The sequence below is a fragment of the Enterobacter sp. CCUG 70166 genome (genome assembly GCF_020224095.1).
Classification (GTDB): Bacteria; Pseudomonadota; Gammaproteobacteria; order Enterobacterales; family Enterobacteriaceae; genus Enterobacter; species Enterobacter intestinihominis.
This window is the reverse complement of record NZ_NRIQ01000055.1, coordinates 33,584-50,137: the sequence shown is the minus strand read 5'-3', so window position 1 is coordinate 50,137 and position 16,554 is coordinate 33,584. Positions and strand designations below refer to the sequence as shown.

The window sequence follows — 16,554 nt, the reverse complement described above, 5'->3', positions numbered from 1 at the left end:
GCGCGGGGTGTGCATATTACACTTTCCCGCTTCAGAGTCAAGCGTTTATTTTGCTTTTCTCTGCTGACCCGGCGGCTTGCGTGCCGTTGTTCCGTGTCAGTGGAGGCGCATTATAGGGAGTTATTCTGAGGCTGCAAGTGCAAAGTGAAAATTATTTACTGACTGCTCACTTTCCAGGCAAAACACATCTCAGACCTTAATTCTTGCCTGGTTTTTAAACAAAAACGAGCCGCAAGCGGCCCGTTTTTGCGTTTTGTGACTTACTGCACTGCCACAATTCGGTCTTCGTTGGCTTCCAGACGGATAACTTTGCCCGGAACCAGCTCCCCGGAAAGGATTTGCTGCGCCAGCGGGTTTTCGATCTGCTGCTGGATTGCACGTTTTAACGGACGCGCGCCATAAACAGGATCGTAACCATTCTCGCTCAGCAGTTTCAGCGCATCATCCGAGATGTGGATTTCATACCCACGCTCTTCCAGACGCTTGTACAGACGCTGCAACTGGATCTGCGCAATCGACGCAATGTGTTTCTCACCCAGCGGATGGAACACGACCACTTCATCAATACGGTTGATGAACTCCGGACGGAAGTTTTGGCTGACCACACCCAGCACCAGATCTTTCATATGGCTGTAATCCAGCTCACCGAAGCGTTCCTGAATCAAATCGGAACCCAGGTTCGAGGTCATGATCACCACCGTGTTACGGAAATCGACCGTTCTTCCCTGCCCGTCCGTCAGGCGTCCATCATCCAGCACCTGCAACAGAATGTTAAACACGTCAGGATGAGCCTTTTCCACTTCATCCAGCAGGATGACGGAATAAGGACGACGACGAACCGCTTCCGTCAGGTAACCGCCCTCTTCATAACCGACATATCCCGGAGGCGCACCGACCAGACGCGAGACAGAGTGTTTCTCCATAAACTCGGACATATCGATACGCACCATCGCGTCATCGCTGTCGAACATAAAGTTAGCCAGCGCTTTACACAGCTCGGTTTTACCGACACCGGTTGGCCCCAGGAACAGGAACGAGCCGATGGGACGATTCGGATCGGACAGCCCCGCACGGCTACGACGAATGGCGTTAGATACCGCTTCGACCGCTTCGTTCTGGCCAATGACGCGCTGATGCAGATCCTGCTCCATACGCAGCAGTTTTTCGCGTTCACTTTCCATCATGCGAGCTACAGGAATCCCCGTCCAGCGCGCCAGCACTTCGGCAATCTCGGCGTCCGTCACTTTATTACGCAACAGACGCATGGTTTTGCCTTCCGACTGCGTGGCGATCTCAAGCTGTTTTTCCAGCTCAGGGATCTTGCCGTACTGTAGCTCGGACATCCGCGCCAGGTCCCCTACGCGACGCGCCTGCTCAATGGCAATTTTCGCCTGCTCCAGCTCCGCCTTGATTGTCTGGGTGCCAGAGAGGGAGGCTTTCTCAGCTTTCCACTCTTCTTCCAGCTCAGAATACTGACGCTCTTTCTCATCCAGCTCTTCGTTGAGCATATCGAGGCGTTTCTTACTCGCTTCATCAGACTCTTTGTTCAATGCCTGCTGTTCCAGCTTGAGCTGAATAATGCGGCGATCGAGTCGGTCCAGCTCTTCCGGTTTCGAGTCAATCTGCATACGGATGCTGGACGCCGCTTCATCGATAAGGTCGATGGCTTTATCCGGCAACTGCCGGTCGGCAATGTAACGATGCGAAAGCGTCGCCGCCGCAACGATGGCCGGGTCAGTGATCTGCACATGATGGTGCAGCTCATAACGCTCTTTCAGACCACGCAAAATCGCGATGGTATCTTCAACGCTTGGTTCTGCGACAAACACCTTCTGGAAGCGTCGCTCCAGCGCGGCATCTTTTTCAATGTACTGACGATACTCGTCCAGCGTAGTGGCACCGACGCAGTGAAGTTCACCACGTGCCAGCGCAGGTTTCAGCATGTTCCCTGCATCCATTGCGCCGTCAGCTTTACCTGCCCCCACCATAGTGTGCAGTTCGTCAATAAACAGGATGACGTTGCCTTCCTGTTTCGCCAGATCGTTCAGCACGCCTTTCAGACGCTCTTCAAATTCACCGCGGTATTTCGCCCCGGCCACCAGCGCGCCCATATCCAGCGCCAGTACGCGACGGCCTTTCAGCCCTTCGGGCACTTCGCCATTAACGATACGCTGCGCCAGCCCTTCAACGATGGCGGTTTTACCGACGCCAGGCTCACCAATCAGCACCGGGTTGTTTTTGGTACGGCGTTGCAGTACCTGAATAGTCCGGCGAATTTCTTCGTCGCGACCGATTACCGGGTCAAGTTTGCCCTGCTCGGCACGTTCGGTCAGATCGACCGTAAATTTTTTCAAAGCCTGACGTTGGTCTTCGGCTCCCTGGTCGTTCACGCTTTCACCTCCGCGCATTTTCTCAATCGCCTGGGTCACATTAGCGGTGGTTGCACCGGCGGATTTCAGCAGGTCGGTTAAGGTACCGCGTGATTCAAGCGCCGCCAGAACAAACAGCTCTGACGAAATAAAGTTGTCCCCACGTTTTTGCGCCAGCTTGTCGCAAAGGTTCAGTACACGCACCAGATCCTGTGACGGCTGTACGTCGCCACCGGTACCTTCTACCTGCGGTAAACGACTCAGCGCCTGATCGATGGCGGTGCGTAACTGGCCGGCATTAATGCCAGCGGACGTTAACAAAGGACGTATCGATCCCCCTTCCTGATTCAGCAAGGCGCTCATTAAATGAAGAGGTTCGATAAATTGGTTGTCGTGCCCCAGTGCGAGGGACTGGGCATCGGCGAGAGCAAGCTGGAATTTATTAGTAAGACGATCCAGACGCATAACTCCTCCCATAACAGGTCAAATTTGCTACTGGAGATTAAATGAGGTCATCCCTCAATTATTCAAGGTTAATAACCTGAATTATGTGAAAAGAAAACGGCGCGTACCGGATCGTCTTGATTCTTTAGGTTATATCAGCCAAATGAAACTTGCCATACGGCCTGTCGTCTTGTCACGGCGCCAGGAGAAAAAATCACCCTTTTCGGTGAATGTACAGCGATCGCCGCCGAAGATCTGGGTCACGCCGACATTATTAAGGCGCTGGCGGGCAAGCTGATAAATATCGGCCAGATATTTATCGCCGGATGCCACAAACGCATTAACCGCCTGAGGATCTTTTTCCATAAAAGCTTGCCGAACCTCAGGCCCCACTTCAAATGCCTGCGGGCCAATCGCCGGGCCAAGCCAGGCGATGAGATTTGCAGAATCGTCCTGGAAGCAGGCAACGGTCTCTTCCAGCACGCCTTCACACAGGCCACGCCAGCCCGCATGCGCTGCTGCAATCTCCGTACCGGCACGGTTACAAAACAACACCGGCAGGCAATCAGCGGTCATCACCGCGCAAACCGTTCCCGGCGTATTGCTGTACGAAGCATCGGCGCGTTTAGACGCATAGGGCTCACCCGTAAGCTTCAGCACCGCTTTACCGTGCACCTGCTCAAGCCAGACCGGTTTTGAAGGAAGGTTTCCCGCAGCAAACAGACGTTTACGGTTCTCTTCGACGTGCTCCAGGTTATCGCCACAGTGCGCACCGAGGTTCAAAGACGCCCACGCACCCTGGCTCACGCCACCGATACGGGTCGAGCTACAGGCGGCCACGCCTTCAGGCAGCGGCCACTCCGGGACAATCAGTTTGGTCATAACCAGTCCACGTGATCCTTATGTTCTTCGAAATCTGCGCGCATCGCGTCGATAAGTTCCACCATATCCTGTGGGATAGGCGCATGCCATTCCATCTGAATTCCGGTGATTGGGTGGTAAAGACGTAGCATCGTCGCATGCAGCGCCTGGCGATCGAATTTACGCAGCACGGAGATGAATTCATCCGATGCGCCCTTTGGTGGACGCGGACGACCGCCGTAAACAGGGTCACCCACCAGCGGATGGGTAATATGCGCCATGTGCACGCGGATCTGGTGAGTACGCCCGGTTTCCAGACGCAGACGCAGGCGCGTATGAATACGGAAATGTTCCATGATGCGGTAATGGGTTACCGCCGGTTTACCCATCGGGTGCACGGACATATGCGTACGCTTGGTTGGATGACGACTAATCGGCTCTTCCACCGTGCCGCCAGAGGTCATATGACCAATCGCCACCGCTTCATACTCACGGGTGATTTCGCGCAGCTGCAAAGATTCCACCAGTCGAGTCTGGGCGGGGATCGTCTTCGCCACCACCATCAGACCCGTGGTGTCTTTATCCAGACGGTGAACGATACCGGCACGCGGTACGTCAGCTATCGGCGGGTAATAATGAAGGAGTGCGTTAAGTACCGTACCGTCAGGATTACCCGCGCCCGGATGGACGACAAAGTCACGCGGTTTGTTGATGACCAGAATATCGTCATCTTCGTAGACGATATCCAGCGGGATATCCTGCGGCTCGAAGCGGACTTCCTCTTCGATTTCAGCATTGATGGCGACAGCTTCCCCACCAAACACTTTCTCTTTTGGTTTGTCCCAGATCTTGCCGTTTACCAGCACGCGCTGGTCAAGGATCCATTCTTTTATACGTGAACGCGAATAATCAGGGAACAATTCGGCCAAAGCCTGATCTAAGCGTTGACCGAGCTGATTTTCGGAGACTGTTGCGGTGAGTTCTACTCGTTGTGCCATAAACTGCTTCTTCGTTTAACGTTGGGTTTTACGGCTTTGCCGTTTAATATAGTGTGCTATTGTAGCTGGTCTTAATCGGGAGCAGGAACTGAGTTTCTCCCGGACAAACATTTGAGGAAAGTCAAAACGTCATGACGCGCATGAAATATCTGGTGGCAGCGGCCACGTTGAGCCTGGCTTTGGTGGGCTGCTCCGGTTCGAATGAACAGGTCCCTGACAATCCGCCGAATGAAATCTATGCGACTGCACAACAAAAGTTGCAGGACGGTAACTGGAAACAGGCGATAACGCAACTGGAAGCGTTGGATAATCGCTATCCGTTTGGTCCGTATTCACAGCAGGTACAGTTAGATCTGATCTACGCCTACTATAAAAATGCCGATCTGCCGCTGGCTCAGGCAACGATCGATCGTTTCATGCGTCTGAACCCTACCCATCCTAACATCGATTACGTGATGTACATGCGCGGCCTGACTAACATGGCGCTGGATGACAGTGCATTGCAGGGCTTCTTCGGGGTGGATCGTTCTGACCGTGACCCGCAACATGCGCGTGATGCTTTCAATGACTTCTCCAAACTGGTGCGTAGCTACCCGAACAGCCAGTACATTACCGATGCCACTAAGCGTCTGGTGTTCCTGAAAGATCGTCTGGCGAAATACGAGTACTCCGTTGCGGAATACTACACTCGCCGTGGCGCATGGGTTGCCGTGGTTAACCGTGTAGAAGGCATGCTGCGTGATTATCCGGATACGCAGGCCACGCGTGATGGCCTGAAGCTGATGGAGAATGCGTATCGCCAGATGCAGATGACGGCTCAGGCTGACAAAGTGGCGAAAATCATTGCCGCGAACAGCAGCAATACCTGATACCGCTACAACGCATAACGGCAGCCCGCAGGCTGCCGTTTTTTTATTCTTTCAGACTTACGCTGAAGCGGTTTAGCTTCAACACATCCAGTCAACTATGACCGCAATTGCTGGCTTCGACAAGGTAAATCTCACCTCTTCCTGCCCTGCCTCACAAAAAAGATTCCCTGACAAAAACCGACAAAATAACGTGATCTAAATCACACATTTTGACATTAGGTCGGGTATGCTGGAATCACCAAGACGGAAAGACAAGAGGTAAAATTTATGACAATGAACATTACCAGTAAACAAATGGAAATTACTCCGGCAATCCGCCAGCACGTCGCAGACCGTCTCGCCAAACTGGATAAATGGCAAACACATTTGATTAATCCACATATCATCCTGTCCAAGGAGCCGCAGGGTTTCGTCGCTGATGCAACTATCAATACTCCAAACGGCCATCTGGTCGCCAGCGCTAAACACGAGGATATGTACACCGCAATTAACGATTTGATCAACAAGCTGGAACGGCAGCTCAATAAAGTGCAACACAAAGGTGAAGCCCGTCGCGCCACAACATCGGTGAAAGACGCCAGCTTCGCGGAAGAAGTTGAAGAAGAGTAATCCTTTAAATTGAGTGTACCGACAACGCGCCTTCGGGCGCGTTTTTTATTGACAGGATCAAAACAGTACAGGTACTTTAACCCTATCAATTTCAGGATGACCTAATGAAACAGACGCCGTTTTTCTTCGCATTCTTTTTTACCTTCCCCTGACCGGGAGGCGTTTCGTCGTGTGATAAAGAATGCGAAGACGAACAACAAGGCCTCCCACACCGGGAGGCCTTTTTTATTGATAACGATAAAATGAGACAGACAACACTATGACACCGGAAAACCCGCTCCTGGATTTACGCGTAAAAATCAGTGCACTCGACGAAAAGTTACTGGCCCTGCTGGCAGAACGCCGCGCGCTCGCCATTGAAGTGGGCAAAGCCAAGCTGGATTCTCATCGGCCGGTGCGCGATATCGATCGCGAGCGTGATTTACTGGAACGGTTGATACAGCTCGGCAAAGCGCATCATCTTGATGCCCACTACATCACCCGCCTGTTCCAGCTCATCATTGAAGATTCCGTTCTGACGCAACAGGCCCTGCTCCAGCAGCATCTGAACAAAACCAACCCGCACTCTGCTCGGATCGCTTTCCTCGGCCCGAAAGGTTCTTATTCTCACCTGGCGGCTCGCCAGTACGCAGCCCGTCATTTCGAAGAGTTCATTGAGAGCGGTTGTGCAAAATTTGCAGACATCTTCAACCAGGTCGAAACCGGCCAGGCAGATTACGCCGTGGTGCCTATTGAGAACACCAGTTCCGGCGCCATCAACGATGTTTACGATCTGCTCCAGCACACCAGCCTGTCGCTGGTCGGTGAGCTGACTATTCCTATCGATCACTGCGTGCTGGTCTCTGGCTCAACCGATCTGAGTCAGATTGAAACGGTGTACAGCCACCCGCAGCCGTTCCAGCAGTGCAGCCAGTTCCTGAACCGTTATCCGCACTGGAAAATTGAGTACACCGAAAGCACCTCGGCGGCGATGGAAAAAGTGGCGCAGGCAAACTCTCCTGCCGTCGCGGCACTCGGTAGCGAAGCGGGCGGCGCGCTGTATGGCTTACAGGTGCTGGAACGCAATCTGGCCAACCAGACGCAAAATATCACCCGTTTCGTGGTTCTTGCCCGCAAGGCCATCAACGTGTCGGACCAGGTCCCGGCGAAAACCACCCTGCTGATGGCGACCGGCCAGCAGGCGGGTGCGCTGGTTGAAGCGCTGCTGGTGCTGCGTAATCACAACCTGATCATGACGAAGCTGGAATCCCGCCCAATACATGGCAACCCGTGGGAAGAGATGTTCTATCTCGACGTTCAGGCCAACCTGGAGTCTGCATCCATGCAGAAAGCCCTGCGCGAACTGGGCGAGATCACACGCTCCATGAAGGTACTGGGCTGCTATCCGAGCGAAAACGTGGTCCCGGTCGATCCGGCTTAATGTTCGATAAAGCGGCTTTTCTTCATCCCTGCCACATTTACAGGCAGGGTGAAGATGGCACCGGAAAGCGGGTATTTCGCCAGCTCCTCCGCCTCCATATTTTCCCGCGTGGTGGTGATAAACAGCGTTTTCATATCGTCGCCGCCAAAGCAGACCATTGTCGGGCAGCGTACCGGCAGCCGGTATTCTTCCAGCTGTTCGCCTTGCGGTGAAAACCGTGCGATACGCCAGCCGTCAAACAGTGCGCTCCAGTAGCAGCCTTCCTCATCCATTGCCGCTCCGTCGGGTATACCGTCTCCCTCGCTAAAACGGCGAAACTCTTCGCGCTTACCGGGTTCCCCCTGCTTATCAAGCGGCGTACGGTAGATCACACCGTTCGGCGTATCAGAAGTAAACATCCACCGTTTGTCAGGACTAAACGCTAAACCGTTATGCCCCTGAATATCGCACTGGATCACTTTCGGTGTCAGGTCGTTGTCGATACGCATCAACATGGCGCCGTTATAATCTCCCGGCCCCCAGAACGTGCCCGCATAAAACCGTCCCTGATGGTCGGTGCCTCCATCGTTAAAGCGTGCAAGCTGCGGGTTGGACGGGTTATCGCAAACCTTACGCTGGAGCAGGCCGTGTTTATCGGTCAGCCAGATGGCGTTTCGCATCGCGACGATAAATCCGCCGCGTTCACGCAGGGCAAAACACCCAATTTCTTCATGGAATGAGAGCACCGAGTGTTCCGCGGTGGGCAGATGGTACCGATGAATCTCCCCTTCCAGAATATCCGCCCAGTAGAGCGCCTTCTCTTCAGCACTCCACGTCGGGCATTCGGGCAGATGCCCGGTATAGTTCAACAGCAGCTGCGGTTCAGCCATGACAGTTCCCCAAAATGAAAAAAGCCAGCATTGCTGGCTTTTAGTATATACATCATCAGATTACTGGCGACTGTCATTTGCCTGGCGCAACAGCGTGCGGCTTTCACTCTGGAATCGCGTGGCGTAATCACCGAACCAGTGCTCCACTTTACGGAAACTGTCGATAAACGCTTGTTTATCGCCGTGTTCCAGCAAGGTGATCGCTTCGCCAAAACGCTGATAGTAGCGCTTGATCAGCGCCAGGTTATTTTCAGACGACATGATGATGTCGGCGTAAAGCTGTGGATCCTGGGCAAACAGTCGCCCGACCATCGCCAGCTCCAGACGATAGATTGGCGAGGAAAGCGCCAGCAATTGTTCAAGCTGAACGTTCTCTTCCGCCAGGTGCAGACCATAGGCGAAGGTTGCAAAGTGGCGCAGCGCCTGAATAAACGCCATGTTCTGATCGTGCTCAACCGCACTGATACGGTGCAAACGTGCCCCCCAGACCTGAATCTGTTCCAGGAACCACTGATACGCTTCCGGCTGACGACCGTCGCAGTAAACCACTACCTGCTTCGCCAGGCTGCCGCTGTCCGGGCCAAACATCGGGTGTAACCCAAGCACGGGCCCGGTGTGCGCCGCCAGCATTGCCTGTAGAGGGCCATTTTTAACGGACGCCAGATCCACCAGAATGCAATCTTCCGGCAGCGGAGGAAGTTTCGCGATAATCTGCTCCGTCACATGAATCGGTACGCTGACGATAACCATTCCGGCATCCTTCATGAGTTCCGGCGCATGCGGCCAGTCCTCTTTTTCCAGGATGCGCACCTGATAGCCAGAAAGCGTCAGCATTTTTTCAAACAGACGCCCCATCTGGCCGCCGCCACCGACAATCACCACCGGACGCAGCGACGGACAGAGAGTTTTGAAGCCCTTGTCGTTTTCGCTGGAATAGGATTCCCGCATCACACGACGCAGGACATCTTCAATTAAGTCCGGTGAAACGCCCAGCGCCTGTGCCTCTTTACGGCGGGAGGCGAGCATAGAGGCCTCACGCTCCGGAACGTAAATTGGCAGGCCGTATTTGCTTTTAACTTCGCCGACCTCAGCAACCAGTGCCATGCGGCGCGCCAGCAGGTCCAGCAACGCCTTATCCACTTCATCAATTTGATCGCGTAATGCGGTCAATTCAGCAACCATAACTATCCTCTTATGCCAGACGCGTCGCCAGCTGGCCGTTCAAATCTTTGTGGATCTCACGCAGCAGCGCATCGGTGGTTTCCCAGCTAATGCAGGCATCGGTGACCGAGACGCCGGGCTTCATCGCGCTACGCGGCTGTTCCGATGACTGATTGCCTTCATGAATATTACTTTCAATCATCAGGCCGATAATGGAACGGTTGCCATCTTTAATCTGAGCAATAACAGATTCTGCAACCGCAGGCTGGCGACGGTAATCTTTATTCGAATTACCATGACTGCAATCTACCATCAGCGCCGGACGCAGTCCCGCCTGTTCCATCTCTTTTTCACACTGCGCGACATCCGCCGGGCTGTAGTTTGGCGCTTTACCACCGCGCAGGATCACATGCCCGTCCGGATTGCCCTGCGTTTGCAGCAGGCATACCTGGCCCGCCTGGTTGATCCCGACAAAACGATGGGGCATGGCGGCGGCGCGCATGGCGTTAATCGCCGTGGCCAGGCTGCCGTCGGTACCGTTTTTAAAACCAACCGGCATAGACAGGCCAGACGCCATCTCGCGGTGGGTTTGTGACTCGGTGGTGCGCGCCCCAATCGCAGACCAGCTAAACAGATCGCCGAGGTACTGCGGGCTGTTCGGATCCAGCGCTTCGGTTGCCAGCGGCAGCCCCATGCTGACCAGCTCCACCAGCAGGCGACGCGCAATCTTCAGGCCCGCTTCCACATCAAACGAGCCATCCATGTGCGGATCGTTAATCAACCCTTTCCAGCCAACCGTTGTACGTGGCTTTTCAAAATAGACGCGCATCACCAGATAGAGGCTATCGCTGACCTCCTCCGCTAATGCTTTAAATCGACGAGCGTACTCAATGGCGGTTTCAGGATCGTGAATGGAGCAAGGACCACATACCACCAGCAGGCGCGGATCGCGGCCTGCGATAATGTCAGAAATGGTCTGGCGAGAGTGCTCAATCTGAGCTTCCTGCGCGACGCTCAGCGGGAATTCCGCCTTCAGTTGATCCGGGGTGATTAACACCTGTTCGTCAGTGATATGTACGTTGTTCAGCGCGTCTTTTTGCATGATTGCGATCCTGTAAAACTCGTTTGCGATAGTGGTTTTCCTCGAAGAGGTGACACAACGATAACACATCAAGTAAAGATTTCAATCCAAAATACGTACAGATTATTTTACAGAAGCCATTTAAATGCCAAATTACAGGTTAAAATCGTAAACATAAAATTACACATACGCTTTTAACGTCAGTCTACGCTCACACCAGGCACGCTATCCCGGCGCTGGCCGTTAGCTTAATTATCCTCGGGTGAATTGAGGGAAAGTTGCGTGGCTACATAAATCCTGGCAACAAAAAATGAATAAAAGTATGAATTCCAGCAGACTTAATTGAACCTGCCTAAATTACTTTGAATATCGTGCTCTGTAAGATTTAGCTTAGGTCAAGACAGGGATATTTCTGACATAATGACGGCTTTGAGAAAGAATGGTATTCTGCCGGAAATTCATAAGGGCATCTATTTCCGGGGCGGTTTGGCGGATTCTGATGAGAAATACATTCTTGATCGCTTTGCTTCACCTCCCCCTGGCGCTAATGCTGTTCATTTTGGTGAGCCCTGCAAGGGCAGGCTCGCTCACGGAAACGGATAAATCGGTACGTTCGATTGTTTCTGGTATTGTAAGCTACACCCGATGGCCAGCACTTTCCGGCCAGCCTAAGCTCTGTATTTATGCCTCTTCCCGTTACAGACAGGCGCTCAGCAGTGAAGATGTAAATAACCCGTTGCCCTATAGTCCTGTCATTGTGCATAGCGATCGGGAAGCACTCACAGCAAGGTGCGATGCCCTCTATTTCGGGAGCGAATCACCGGCAAAACAACAGGAAATAATAAATCAATATCAGGGCCAGGCGTTGCTATTAATGTCAGAGCAAAATCCTGAATGCGTTATTGGCAGCGCATTTTGTCTGATAATAGAGCACAACAAGGTCAGGTTTTCCGTAAATCTGGATGCGCTGACGCGCAGTGGCGTAAGAGTCAATCCGGATGTATTAATGCTCGCACGGAATAAGAAGCATGAATAAGGAAGTCACACCAACACCGCGTCCGACGTTTAAAAGAACGTTGCGGCGAATCAACATGATAAGCGTCATTATAACGATGACGTTTATATGGTTGCTGCTGTGTTTCGCTTCCGTGGTGACATTAAAGCAATACGCGCAAAAAAACCTCGAACTCACCGGCGCCACCATGAGCCACAGCCTTGAGGCCTCTCTGGTATTCAACGATGCCGTGGCGGCAAATGAAACGCTGGCGACCCTCGGCAAGCAGGGGCAATTTGCCGTGGCGGAAGTGCTTAATGCACATCATAAACGGTTTGCCTGGTGGTCGTGGAACCCGGCGGATAATACCGACACGCTGGGCGCGCTGGTCAACCGGTGGTTGTTCCCTGTTCCTGTCGCACAGCCCATCATACATAACGGTAATGTGATTGGCGAAATTCGTCTGACCGCACGAGACAGCCTGATTAGCCACTTTATCTGGCTCTCATTTGCGGTCCTCACCGGCTGCATTCTTTTTGCCTCTGCCGTCGCATTGACCATCACCCGCTCGCTACATCATGGCATGGTTGTTGAAATGCAAAACATCACTGACGTTGTGCATGACGTCCGTACCAACCGCAACTTCTCTCGCCGGGTAACGGAAGGCCGCATTGAAGAGTTCCACCAGTTTGGTGAAGACTTCAACAGCCTGCTGGATGAAATGGAAGAGTGGCAGCTCAAGCTACAGGCGAAAAACGCTCAACTGTTGCGTACCGCCATGCACGATCCGCTCACGGGGCTTGCAAACCGCGCCGCGTTTCGCAACAACATTGCGGCCTTAATGAATGACGCTTCGGCAAAGACCAATTCTGCCCTGCTCTTCCTGGACGGTGATAACTTCAAGTTTATTAACGACACCTGGGGCCATGCCGCGGGCGACTGCGTACTGGTCGAAGCCGCAAAAAGGATGGTCGAATTTGGCGAAAAACGTCATCAGTCTTACCGTCTTGGCGGCGACGAGTTTGCCATGATCCTTTATGGCGTCCACACAGCGCGTGAGGTCGAATATATTTGCGCTGCGCTGTCGCAGCAATTTATCCGTCCGTTTGATCTGCATAACGGACACACAGCATCAATGTCACTCAGCATTGGCTTTGCTCTGGCGTGGGAAAATGCCTCCGTCGAGGCATTGCTTGAGCAAGCCGATCGCAATATGTACCTGGTCAAAAACCAGCGTTCGAAACCAATACCCTGAAAGGAAGACGATATGTTGAAGCGATACTTCGCGCCGTTGTTACTGGCATCTCTGGTTATGTCCGGGTGCCAGACGCCGGAGGGTAAATTCACACCAGAGCAAATCGCGGCCATGAAGTCCTACGGCTTTAACGAACTGAATGGCGACTGGTCCCTGGGCCTGTCGGATAAGATCCTGTTTGATAAAAATGACGCCAGACTGCGTCCGGAAAGTGAAACGCAGATCCAGACTATGGCCTCACGTCTGGCGGCAACCGGTCTGAATCACGCCCGGATGGACGGCCATACGGATAACTATGGCGAAGAGAGCTACAACGAAGCGCTTTCGTTAAAACGTGCCAATGTTGTAGCGGATGCCTGGGCGAAGGGCGCGAACATCCCGCGCAGCAACCTCACTACGCGGGGTTTAGGCAAAAAATACCCTCTCAGCAGCAACCGTACTGCGCAAGGGCGCGCTGAAAACCGCCGTGTTGCGGTAGTTATCAGCACGCCTTAAGGCTATTTAGCGGATGTGCCGGCGAGCGACACGCCTGAAGCCGCTCGCCAGCGCAGCCAGTCAATCACGATAAATACCGCCAGACTGACGCCCATTACCGGCAACGCCAGCCCCAGCAGGAGGCTTATCATGAACGTCACTCCTCTTCCCCACAGCGGCAATGCCAGCCAGCTTTGACAGAGCGTCTGTACCGGGTTCGCGGCTGACGTCGCAGGACGACGCATCCACCACATCCGGTATCCCCAGATAATCAGCACGCACAGCGCAACGCCAAACGCGATGAGCAGCAGCTGATTTGCCAGACCAAACAGGATCCCCATATGGAAATCCACGCCCCAGCGGGTGAGTTTAGCCATCAGCGGGAAATCCCCAAAGCGAGTCCTGTCCAGCACCTTCAGAGAGTGGGGGTCCACGGCAACGGCATCAACCTGCGTCGGCCAGCGGCGATCGATTTCCGTCACCGTCCAGGCCTGGTCGACACTGCTTGCCGGACGGATCTCAACGTTGTTCGCATCAATTCCTGACTGGCGGGCGGCCTGCAATACGCTGTCAAAAAGCGACAGTTCAACAGGCATTTCAGGCATCGACATTCCGCCGTGATGACCACGATGTTCGGCGTGTTCATCCATCATTTCCGGCGCACCGGAAAGGGTGGTGTTTACCTGCGGCGTCAGCCAGTTCATCTCTGCACGCAGCTTATCGACGTTGCCACCGGCCCATTGTGACCAGGTTAACCCGGTGACTGAGAACAGCAGCATTCCCGCCAGTAAGGTCCAGCCTAAGATCACATGCAGGCGACGACGATTCTGGAAACGATTGTTAATACGGCGCTTCGGTCGGGTATAGAACCACAGCGCGATCCCGCCCAGGGCAGCAACCCACATCCACGAGGCGGCTAACTCGCTATAGAGGCGTCCGAGGTTGCCCAGCATCAGCGAGGTATGCAGGTAATCGATAGTCTGACGCAGCGGTAAAATCCCGCTGGTGCCTTAGACGGTCATATCCCCTCGAACCTCAAGGCTGGCGGGATCAATAAAAATAGCCCGATGCTCGGAGGGACCCAGCGCCGGGTCGGCAAACATCACGCGGGTCGTTTCGCCCTCTTCCAGCCCCGGACGAACGGCATGCAGACGCAGGTCTGATTCTACGGCCTTTTCGGCCGCGGCAATTTGTGCAGCAAGAGGCTGCGCCTCACCCACGGCATCCGTGTGGAGTGCATGATGGTACAGCGCATTTTCAAGCTGCGGCGTGGCGACATACAGCGTACCGGTCAGCGCTGCGAAGAAAATAAACGGACCAACAAACAGCCCGATATAGAAATGGAGGCGACGCAGCAGGTTTCCCCATGCCGCGCGCGGAGTGCAGGTAGTCATACTTTTCCTTTTTAAGGCAAAAAGTGAGTGATTTTGTTTTAAAGGGAGAAAGCAGACCGACGCGGCGGCGCGCGGGTATCGGGGTAAAGCCAGGGGAAAAAGTGCCAGTGGCTGACCGCCTGACGAGGCGGCTTCATGCGCAGCCGCTGCAACACCACGCTGAGCAGAACGATAAGCGCCAGCATCACGCCCGGCACATGCGCTAACAGCACGCAGTAGCCGCAGGCTTCCGCATGGTCAACTGGCATGGAATGCGGCATATCCCCATGATGCTCGTCCATCGACATCATGCTCATGTCATGGTGCATGCCCGGCATGGCGCTCATGGGATCTTTTTGCAGCGAGACGGAGATCAGCGGCGCCACGACGATCAGCAGGATCGCAAACAGCGCGGTCAATGCCGCTGCGCGTTTCCAGCTATGCTGATGCAGTACGTTATCCACTTACCCTCCACCCAAGAGGCGAACATTGTAAATGATTTATGACGGAAGGGTTAACGCGAGAGTTGCGATGAGATAAAAAAAGGGCCAGCCTTTCGGCCAGCCCTTTCTGACAGGATGTCGCTTAAGCGAATCTTAGTTCAGACGCTCTTTAATACGAGCAGACTTACCAGTACGCTCACGCAGGTAGTACAGTTTAGCTTTACGTACAGCACCACGACGTTTAACAGCAATGCTGTCAACTACCGGAGAGTGAGTCTGGAAGACACGCTCAACGCCTTCGCCGTTGGAAATTTTACGAACAGTGAATGCAGAGTGCAGACCGCGGTTACGAATAGCGATAACCACGCCCTCGAATGCCTGCAGACGTTTTTTGGAACCTTCAACAACCCATACTTTCACTTCCACGGTGTCACCTGGACGGAAGGAAGGTACGTCCTGCTTCATCTGCTCTTGTTCAAGTTGCTTAATAATGTTGCTCATAATTTAATCTCTTATCCTGGGTAAACTGATATTCGGGAGCGTATTACGCTTTCCCATCATGTTCATGCTGCTGGTGCGCGTGTTCGGTTTTGAACTCGGCCAGCAACTTTGCTTGCTCTTCAGTCAGAGCCAGGTTTTCCAGAAGTTCAGGTCTTCTAAGCCAGGTCCGGCCCAGCGACTGCTTCAAACGCCAGCGACGTATCTCGGCATGGTTTCCAGACAGTAACACTGCCGGGACTTCCATCCCTTCTAACACTTCAGGACGAGTATAGTGTGGACAGTCCAGCAATCCATCGGCAAAGGAATCTTCCGTTGCCGAAGCTTCATGGCCCAGAACCCCCGGAATAAACCGGGCGACGGAGTCAATCAACGTCATTGCTGGTAGCTCACCACCGCTGAGAACGTAATCGCCGATAGACCATTCTTCGTCAATCTCGGTTTGAATTACGCGCTCATCTATCCCTTCGTAGCGACCACAGACCAGAATCAGCTTTTGATTCGTCGCCAGTTCGCTCACGCCCGCTTGATCAAGCTTGCGTCCCTGAGGTGACAGATAAATCACCTTCGCGCCTTCACCTGCCGCGGCTTTTGCTGTGTGAATGGCGTCCCGTAAGGGTTGCACCATCATCAACATCCCCGGTCCGCCGCCGTAAGGACGATCGTCCACGGTACGGTGCCGGTCATGCGTGAAGTCACGAGGACTCCAGCTCTGGATGCTCAGCAGGCCATTCTTTACTGCCCGGCCAGTTACCCCGTAATCGGTAATCGCGCGGAACATTTCAGGAAACAGGCTAATTATGCCAATCCACATAGCGCCGTCTTTTACCGTTTAT

16 protein-coding genes, 1 pseudogene and 1 other annotated feature are annotated in these 16,554 nt (G+C 53.6%); of the genes and pseudogenes, 7 read left to right on the top strand and 10 right to left on the bottom strand.

The window, feature by feature from the left end:
* Positions 1 to 260 precede the first annotated feature (260 nt).
* From clpB to rluD, 3 genes are all read right to left on the bottom strand, one after another.
* Positions 261 to 2,834 (bottom strand): ATP-dependent chaperone ClpB, encoded by a 2,574-nt coding sequence (gene clpB / locus CKK19_RS22090; protein ID WP_022649055.1) that lies wholly within the window; start codon positions 2,832 to 2,834, stop codon positions 261 to 263.
* Between the two features lie 129 nt (positions 2,835 to 2,963).
* Complete coding sequence (gene yfiH, locus CKK19_RS22085) at positions 2,964 to 3,695, bottom strand: purine nucleoside phosphorylase YfiH (RefSeq protein ID WP_023298396.1); 732 nt, start codon at positions 3,693 to 3,695, stop codon at positions 2,964 to 2,966.
* Positions 3,692 to 4,672, bottom strand: coding sequence for a 23S rRNA pseudouridine(1911/1915/1917) synthase RluD (gene rluD / locus CKK19_RS22080; protein WP_022649057.1), 981 nt, complete (start codon positions 4,670 to 4,672; stop codon positions 3,692 to 3,694). Before rluD ends, yfiH begins: the two co-directional genes overlap by 4 nt.
* A 131-nt stretch (positions 4,673 to 4,803) precedes the next feature.
* Between rluD and bamD the strand changes: the two genes are divergently transcribed.
* The 4 genes from bamD (at position 4,804) to pheA (ending at position 7,570) form a co-directional block, all read left to right on the top strand.
* On the top strand, positions 4,804 to 5,541 hold the full coding sequence (bamD, locus tag CKK19_RS22075; RefSeq protein ID WP_003863164.1) for an outer membrane protein assembly factor BamD: 738 nt from the start codon (positions 4,804 to 4,806) through the stop codon (positions 5,539 to 5,541).
* Between the two features lie 267 nt (positions 5,542 to 5,808).
* Entirely contained in the window at positions 5,809 to 6,150 is a 342-nt protein-coding gene (gene raiA / locus CKK19_RS22070) for a ribosome-associated translation inhibitor RaiA (protein ID WP_006811628.1), read from the top strand.
* Between the two features lie 103 nt (positions 6,151 to 6,253).
* Positions 6,254 to 6,379: a sequence feature (Phe leader region), on the top strand.
* A complete protein-coding gene (pheL, locus tag CKK19_RS22065; RefSeq protein WP_100229775.1) occupies positions 6,255 to 6,302 on the top strand; it encodes a pheA operon leader peptide PheL in 48 nt (15 codons plus the stop codon). Its footprint overlaps the feature before it by 48 nt.
* A gap of 30 nt (positions 6,380 to 6,409) precedes the next feature.
* The gene (pheA, locus tag CKK19_RS22060) at positions 6,410 to 7,570 is read left to right on the top strand and encodes a bifunctional chorismate mutase/prephenate dehydratase (RefSeq protein ID WP_023306733.1); all 1,161 of its coding nucleotides are present in this window, start codon (positions 6,410 to 6,412) and stop codon (positions 7,568 to 7,570) included.
* On the opposite strand, the gene CKK19_RS22055 is transcribed toward pheA, so the two are convergent.
* The 3 genes from CKK19_RS22055 to aroF are packed head-to-tail and all read right to left on the bottom strand — an operon-like array spanning position 7,567 to position 10,702.
* Positions 7,567 to 8,439 (bottom strand): SMP-30/gluconolactonase/LRE family protein, encoded by an 873-nt coding sequence (locus CKK19_RS22055; RefSeq protein ID WP_063854180.1) that lies wholly within the window; start codon positions 8,437 to 8,439, stop codon positions 7,567 to 7,569. The genes pheA and CKK19_RS22055 overlap by 4 nt on opposite strands.
* A gap of 60 nt (positions 8,440 to 8,499) precedes the next feature.
* Complete coding sequence (gene tyrA, locus CKK19_RS22050; protein WP_022649060.1) at positions 8,500 to 9,621, bottom strand: bifunctional chorismate mutase/prephenate dehydrogenase; 1,122 nt, start codon at positions 9,619 to 9,621, stop codon at positions 8,500 to 8,502.
* A gap of 10 nt (positions 9,622 to 9,631) precedes the next feature.
* Positions 9,632 to 10,702, bottom strand: coding sequence for a 3-deoxy-7-phosphoheptulonate synthase AroF (gene aroF / locus CKK19_RS22045; RefSeq protein ID WP_006811632.1), 1,071 nt, complete (start codon positions 10,700 to 10,702; stop codon positions 9,632 to 9,634).
* Positions 10,703 to 11,180: 478 nt separating this feature from the next.
* On the opposite strand from aroF, the gene CKK19_RS22040 reads away from it, so the two are divergent.
* From CKK19_RS22040 to CKK19_RS22030, 3 genes are read left to right on the top strand one after another with little or no spacing between them, the layout of a single operon-like run.
* Positions 11,181 to 11,717 (top strand): YfiR family protein, encoded by a 537-nt coding sequence (locus CKK19_RS22040; RefSeq protein WP_032677312.1) that lies wholly within the window; start codon positions 11,181 to 11,183, stop codon positions 11,715 to 11,717.
* Complete coding sequence (gene dgcN / locus CKK19_RS22035) at positions 11,710 to 12,930, top strand: diguanylate cyclase DgcN (RefSeq protein ID WP_063854179.1); 1,221 nt, start codon at positions 11,710 to 11,712, stop codon at positions 12,928 to 12,930. Before CKK19_RS22040 ends, dgcN begins: the two co-directional genes overlap by 8 nt.
* A gap of 12 nt (positions 12,931 to 12,942) precedes the next feature.
* Positions 12,943 to 13,425: an OmpA family protein gene (locus CKK19_RS22030; RefSeq protein ID WP_023298405.1), complete on the top strand. Its 483-nt coding sequence runs from the start codon at positions 12,943 to 12,945 to the stop codon at positions 13,423 to 13,425.
* A gap of 2 nt (positions 13,426 to 13,427) precedes the next feature.
* Here the strand turns inward: CKK19_RS22030 and CKK19_RS22025 are convergent.
* From CKK19_RS22025 to trmD, 4 genes and pseudogenes are all read right to left on the bottom strand, one after another.
* Positions 13,428 to 14,798 (bottom strand): annotated as a pseudogene (locus CKK19_RS22025) (PepSY-associated TM helix domain-containing protein).
* Positions 14,799 to 14,836: 38 nt separating this feature from the next.
* Complete coding sequence (locus CKK19_RS22020; protein ID WP_022649065.1) at positions 14,837 to 15,241, bottom strand: DUF2946 domain-containing protein; 405 nt, start codon at positions 15,239 to 15,241, stop codon at positions 14,837 to 14,839.
* 132 nt (positions 15,242 to 15,373) lie between these two features.
* Positions 15,374 to 15,721, bottom strand: coding sequence for a 50S ribosomal protein L19 (gene rplS, locus CKK19_RS22015; RefSeq protein WP_002914145.1), 348 nt, complete (start codon positions 15,719 to 15,721; stop codon positions 15,374 to 15,376).
* A gap of 43 nt (positions 15,722 to 15,764) precedes the next feature.
* Positions 15,765 to 16,532 carry a tRNA (guanosine(37)-N1)-methyltransferase TrmD gene (gene trmD / locus CKK19_RS22010; protein ID WP_003863138.1) on the bottom strand — a complete coding sequence of 256 codons (768 nt, stop codon included), beginning with the start codon at positions 16,530 to 16,532 and terminating at the stop codon, positions 15,765 to 15,767.
* Positions 16,533 to 16,554 lie beyond the last annotated feature (22 nt).

What these genes read in the sequence shown, in the direction of transcription:
- raiA (WP_006811628.1), top strand. Translation starts at nt 5,809, where the DNA reads ATGACAATGAACATTACCAGTAAACAAATGGAAATTACTCCGGCAATC.
- bamD (WP_003863164.1), top strand. Translation starts at nt 4,804, where the DNA reads ATGACGCGCATGAAATATCTGGTGGCAGCGGCCACGTTGAGCCTGGCT.
- dgcN (WP_063854179.1), top strand. Translation starts at nt 11,710, where the DNA reads ATGAATAAGGAAGTCACACCAACACCGCGTCCGACGTTTAAAAGAACG.
- trmD (WP_003863138.1), bottom strand. Translation starts at nt 16,532, where the DNA reads ATGTGGATTGGCATAATTAGCCTGTTTCCTGAAATGTTCCGCGCGATT.
- CKK19_RS22055 (WP_063854180.1), bottom strand. Translation starts at nt 8,439, where the DNA reads ATGGCTGAACCGCAGCTGCTGTTGAACTATACCGGGCATCTGCCCGAA.
- CKK19_RS22040 (WP_032677312.1), top strand. Translation starts at nt 11,181, where the DNA reads ATGAGAAATACATTCTTGATCGCTTTGCTTCACCTCCCCCTGGCGCTA.
- clpB (WP_022649055.1), bottom strand. Translation starts at nt 2,834, where the DNA reads ATGCGTCTGGATCGTCTTACTAATAAATTCCAGCTTGCTCTCGCCGAT.
- yfiH (WP_023298396.1), bottom strand. Translation starts at nt 3,695, where the DNA reads ATGACCAAACTGATTGTCCCGGAGTGGCCGCTGCCTGAAGGCGTGGCC.
- CKK19_RS22030 (WP_023298405.1), top strand. Translation starts at nt 12,943, where the DNA reads ATGTTGAAGCGATACTTCGCGCCGTTGTTACTGGCATCTCTGGTTATG.
- pheA (WP_023306733.1), top strand. Translation starts at nt 6,410, where the DNA reads ATGACACCGGAAAACCCGCTCCTGGATTTACGCGTAAAAATCAGTGCA.
- tyrA (WP_022649060.1), bottom strand. Translation starts at nt 9,621, where the DNA reads ATGGTTGCTGAATTGACCGCATTACGCGATCAAATTGATGAAGTGGAT.
- aroF (WP_006811632.1), bottom strand. Translation starts at nt 10,702, where the DNA reads ATGCAAAAAGACGCGCTGAACAACGTACATATCACTGACGAACAGGTG.
- rplS (WP_002914145.1), bottom strand. Translation starts at nt 15,721, where the DNA reads ATGAGCAACATTATTAAGCAACTTGAACAAGAGCAGATGAAGCAGGAC.
- rluD (WP_022649057.1), bottom strand. Translation starts at nt 4,672, where the DNA reads ATGGCACAACGAGTAGAACTCACCGCAACAGTCTCCGAAAATCAGCTC.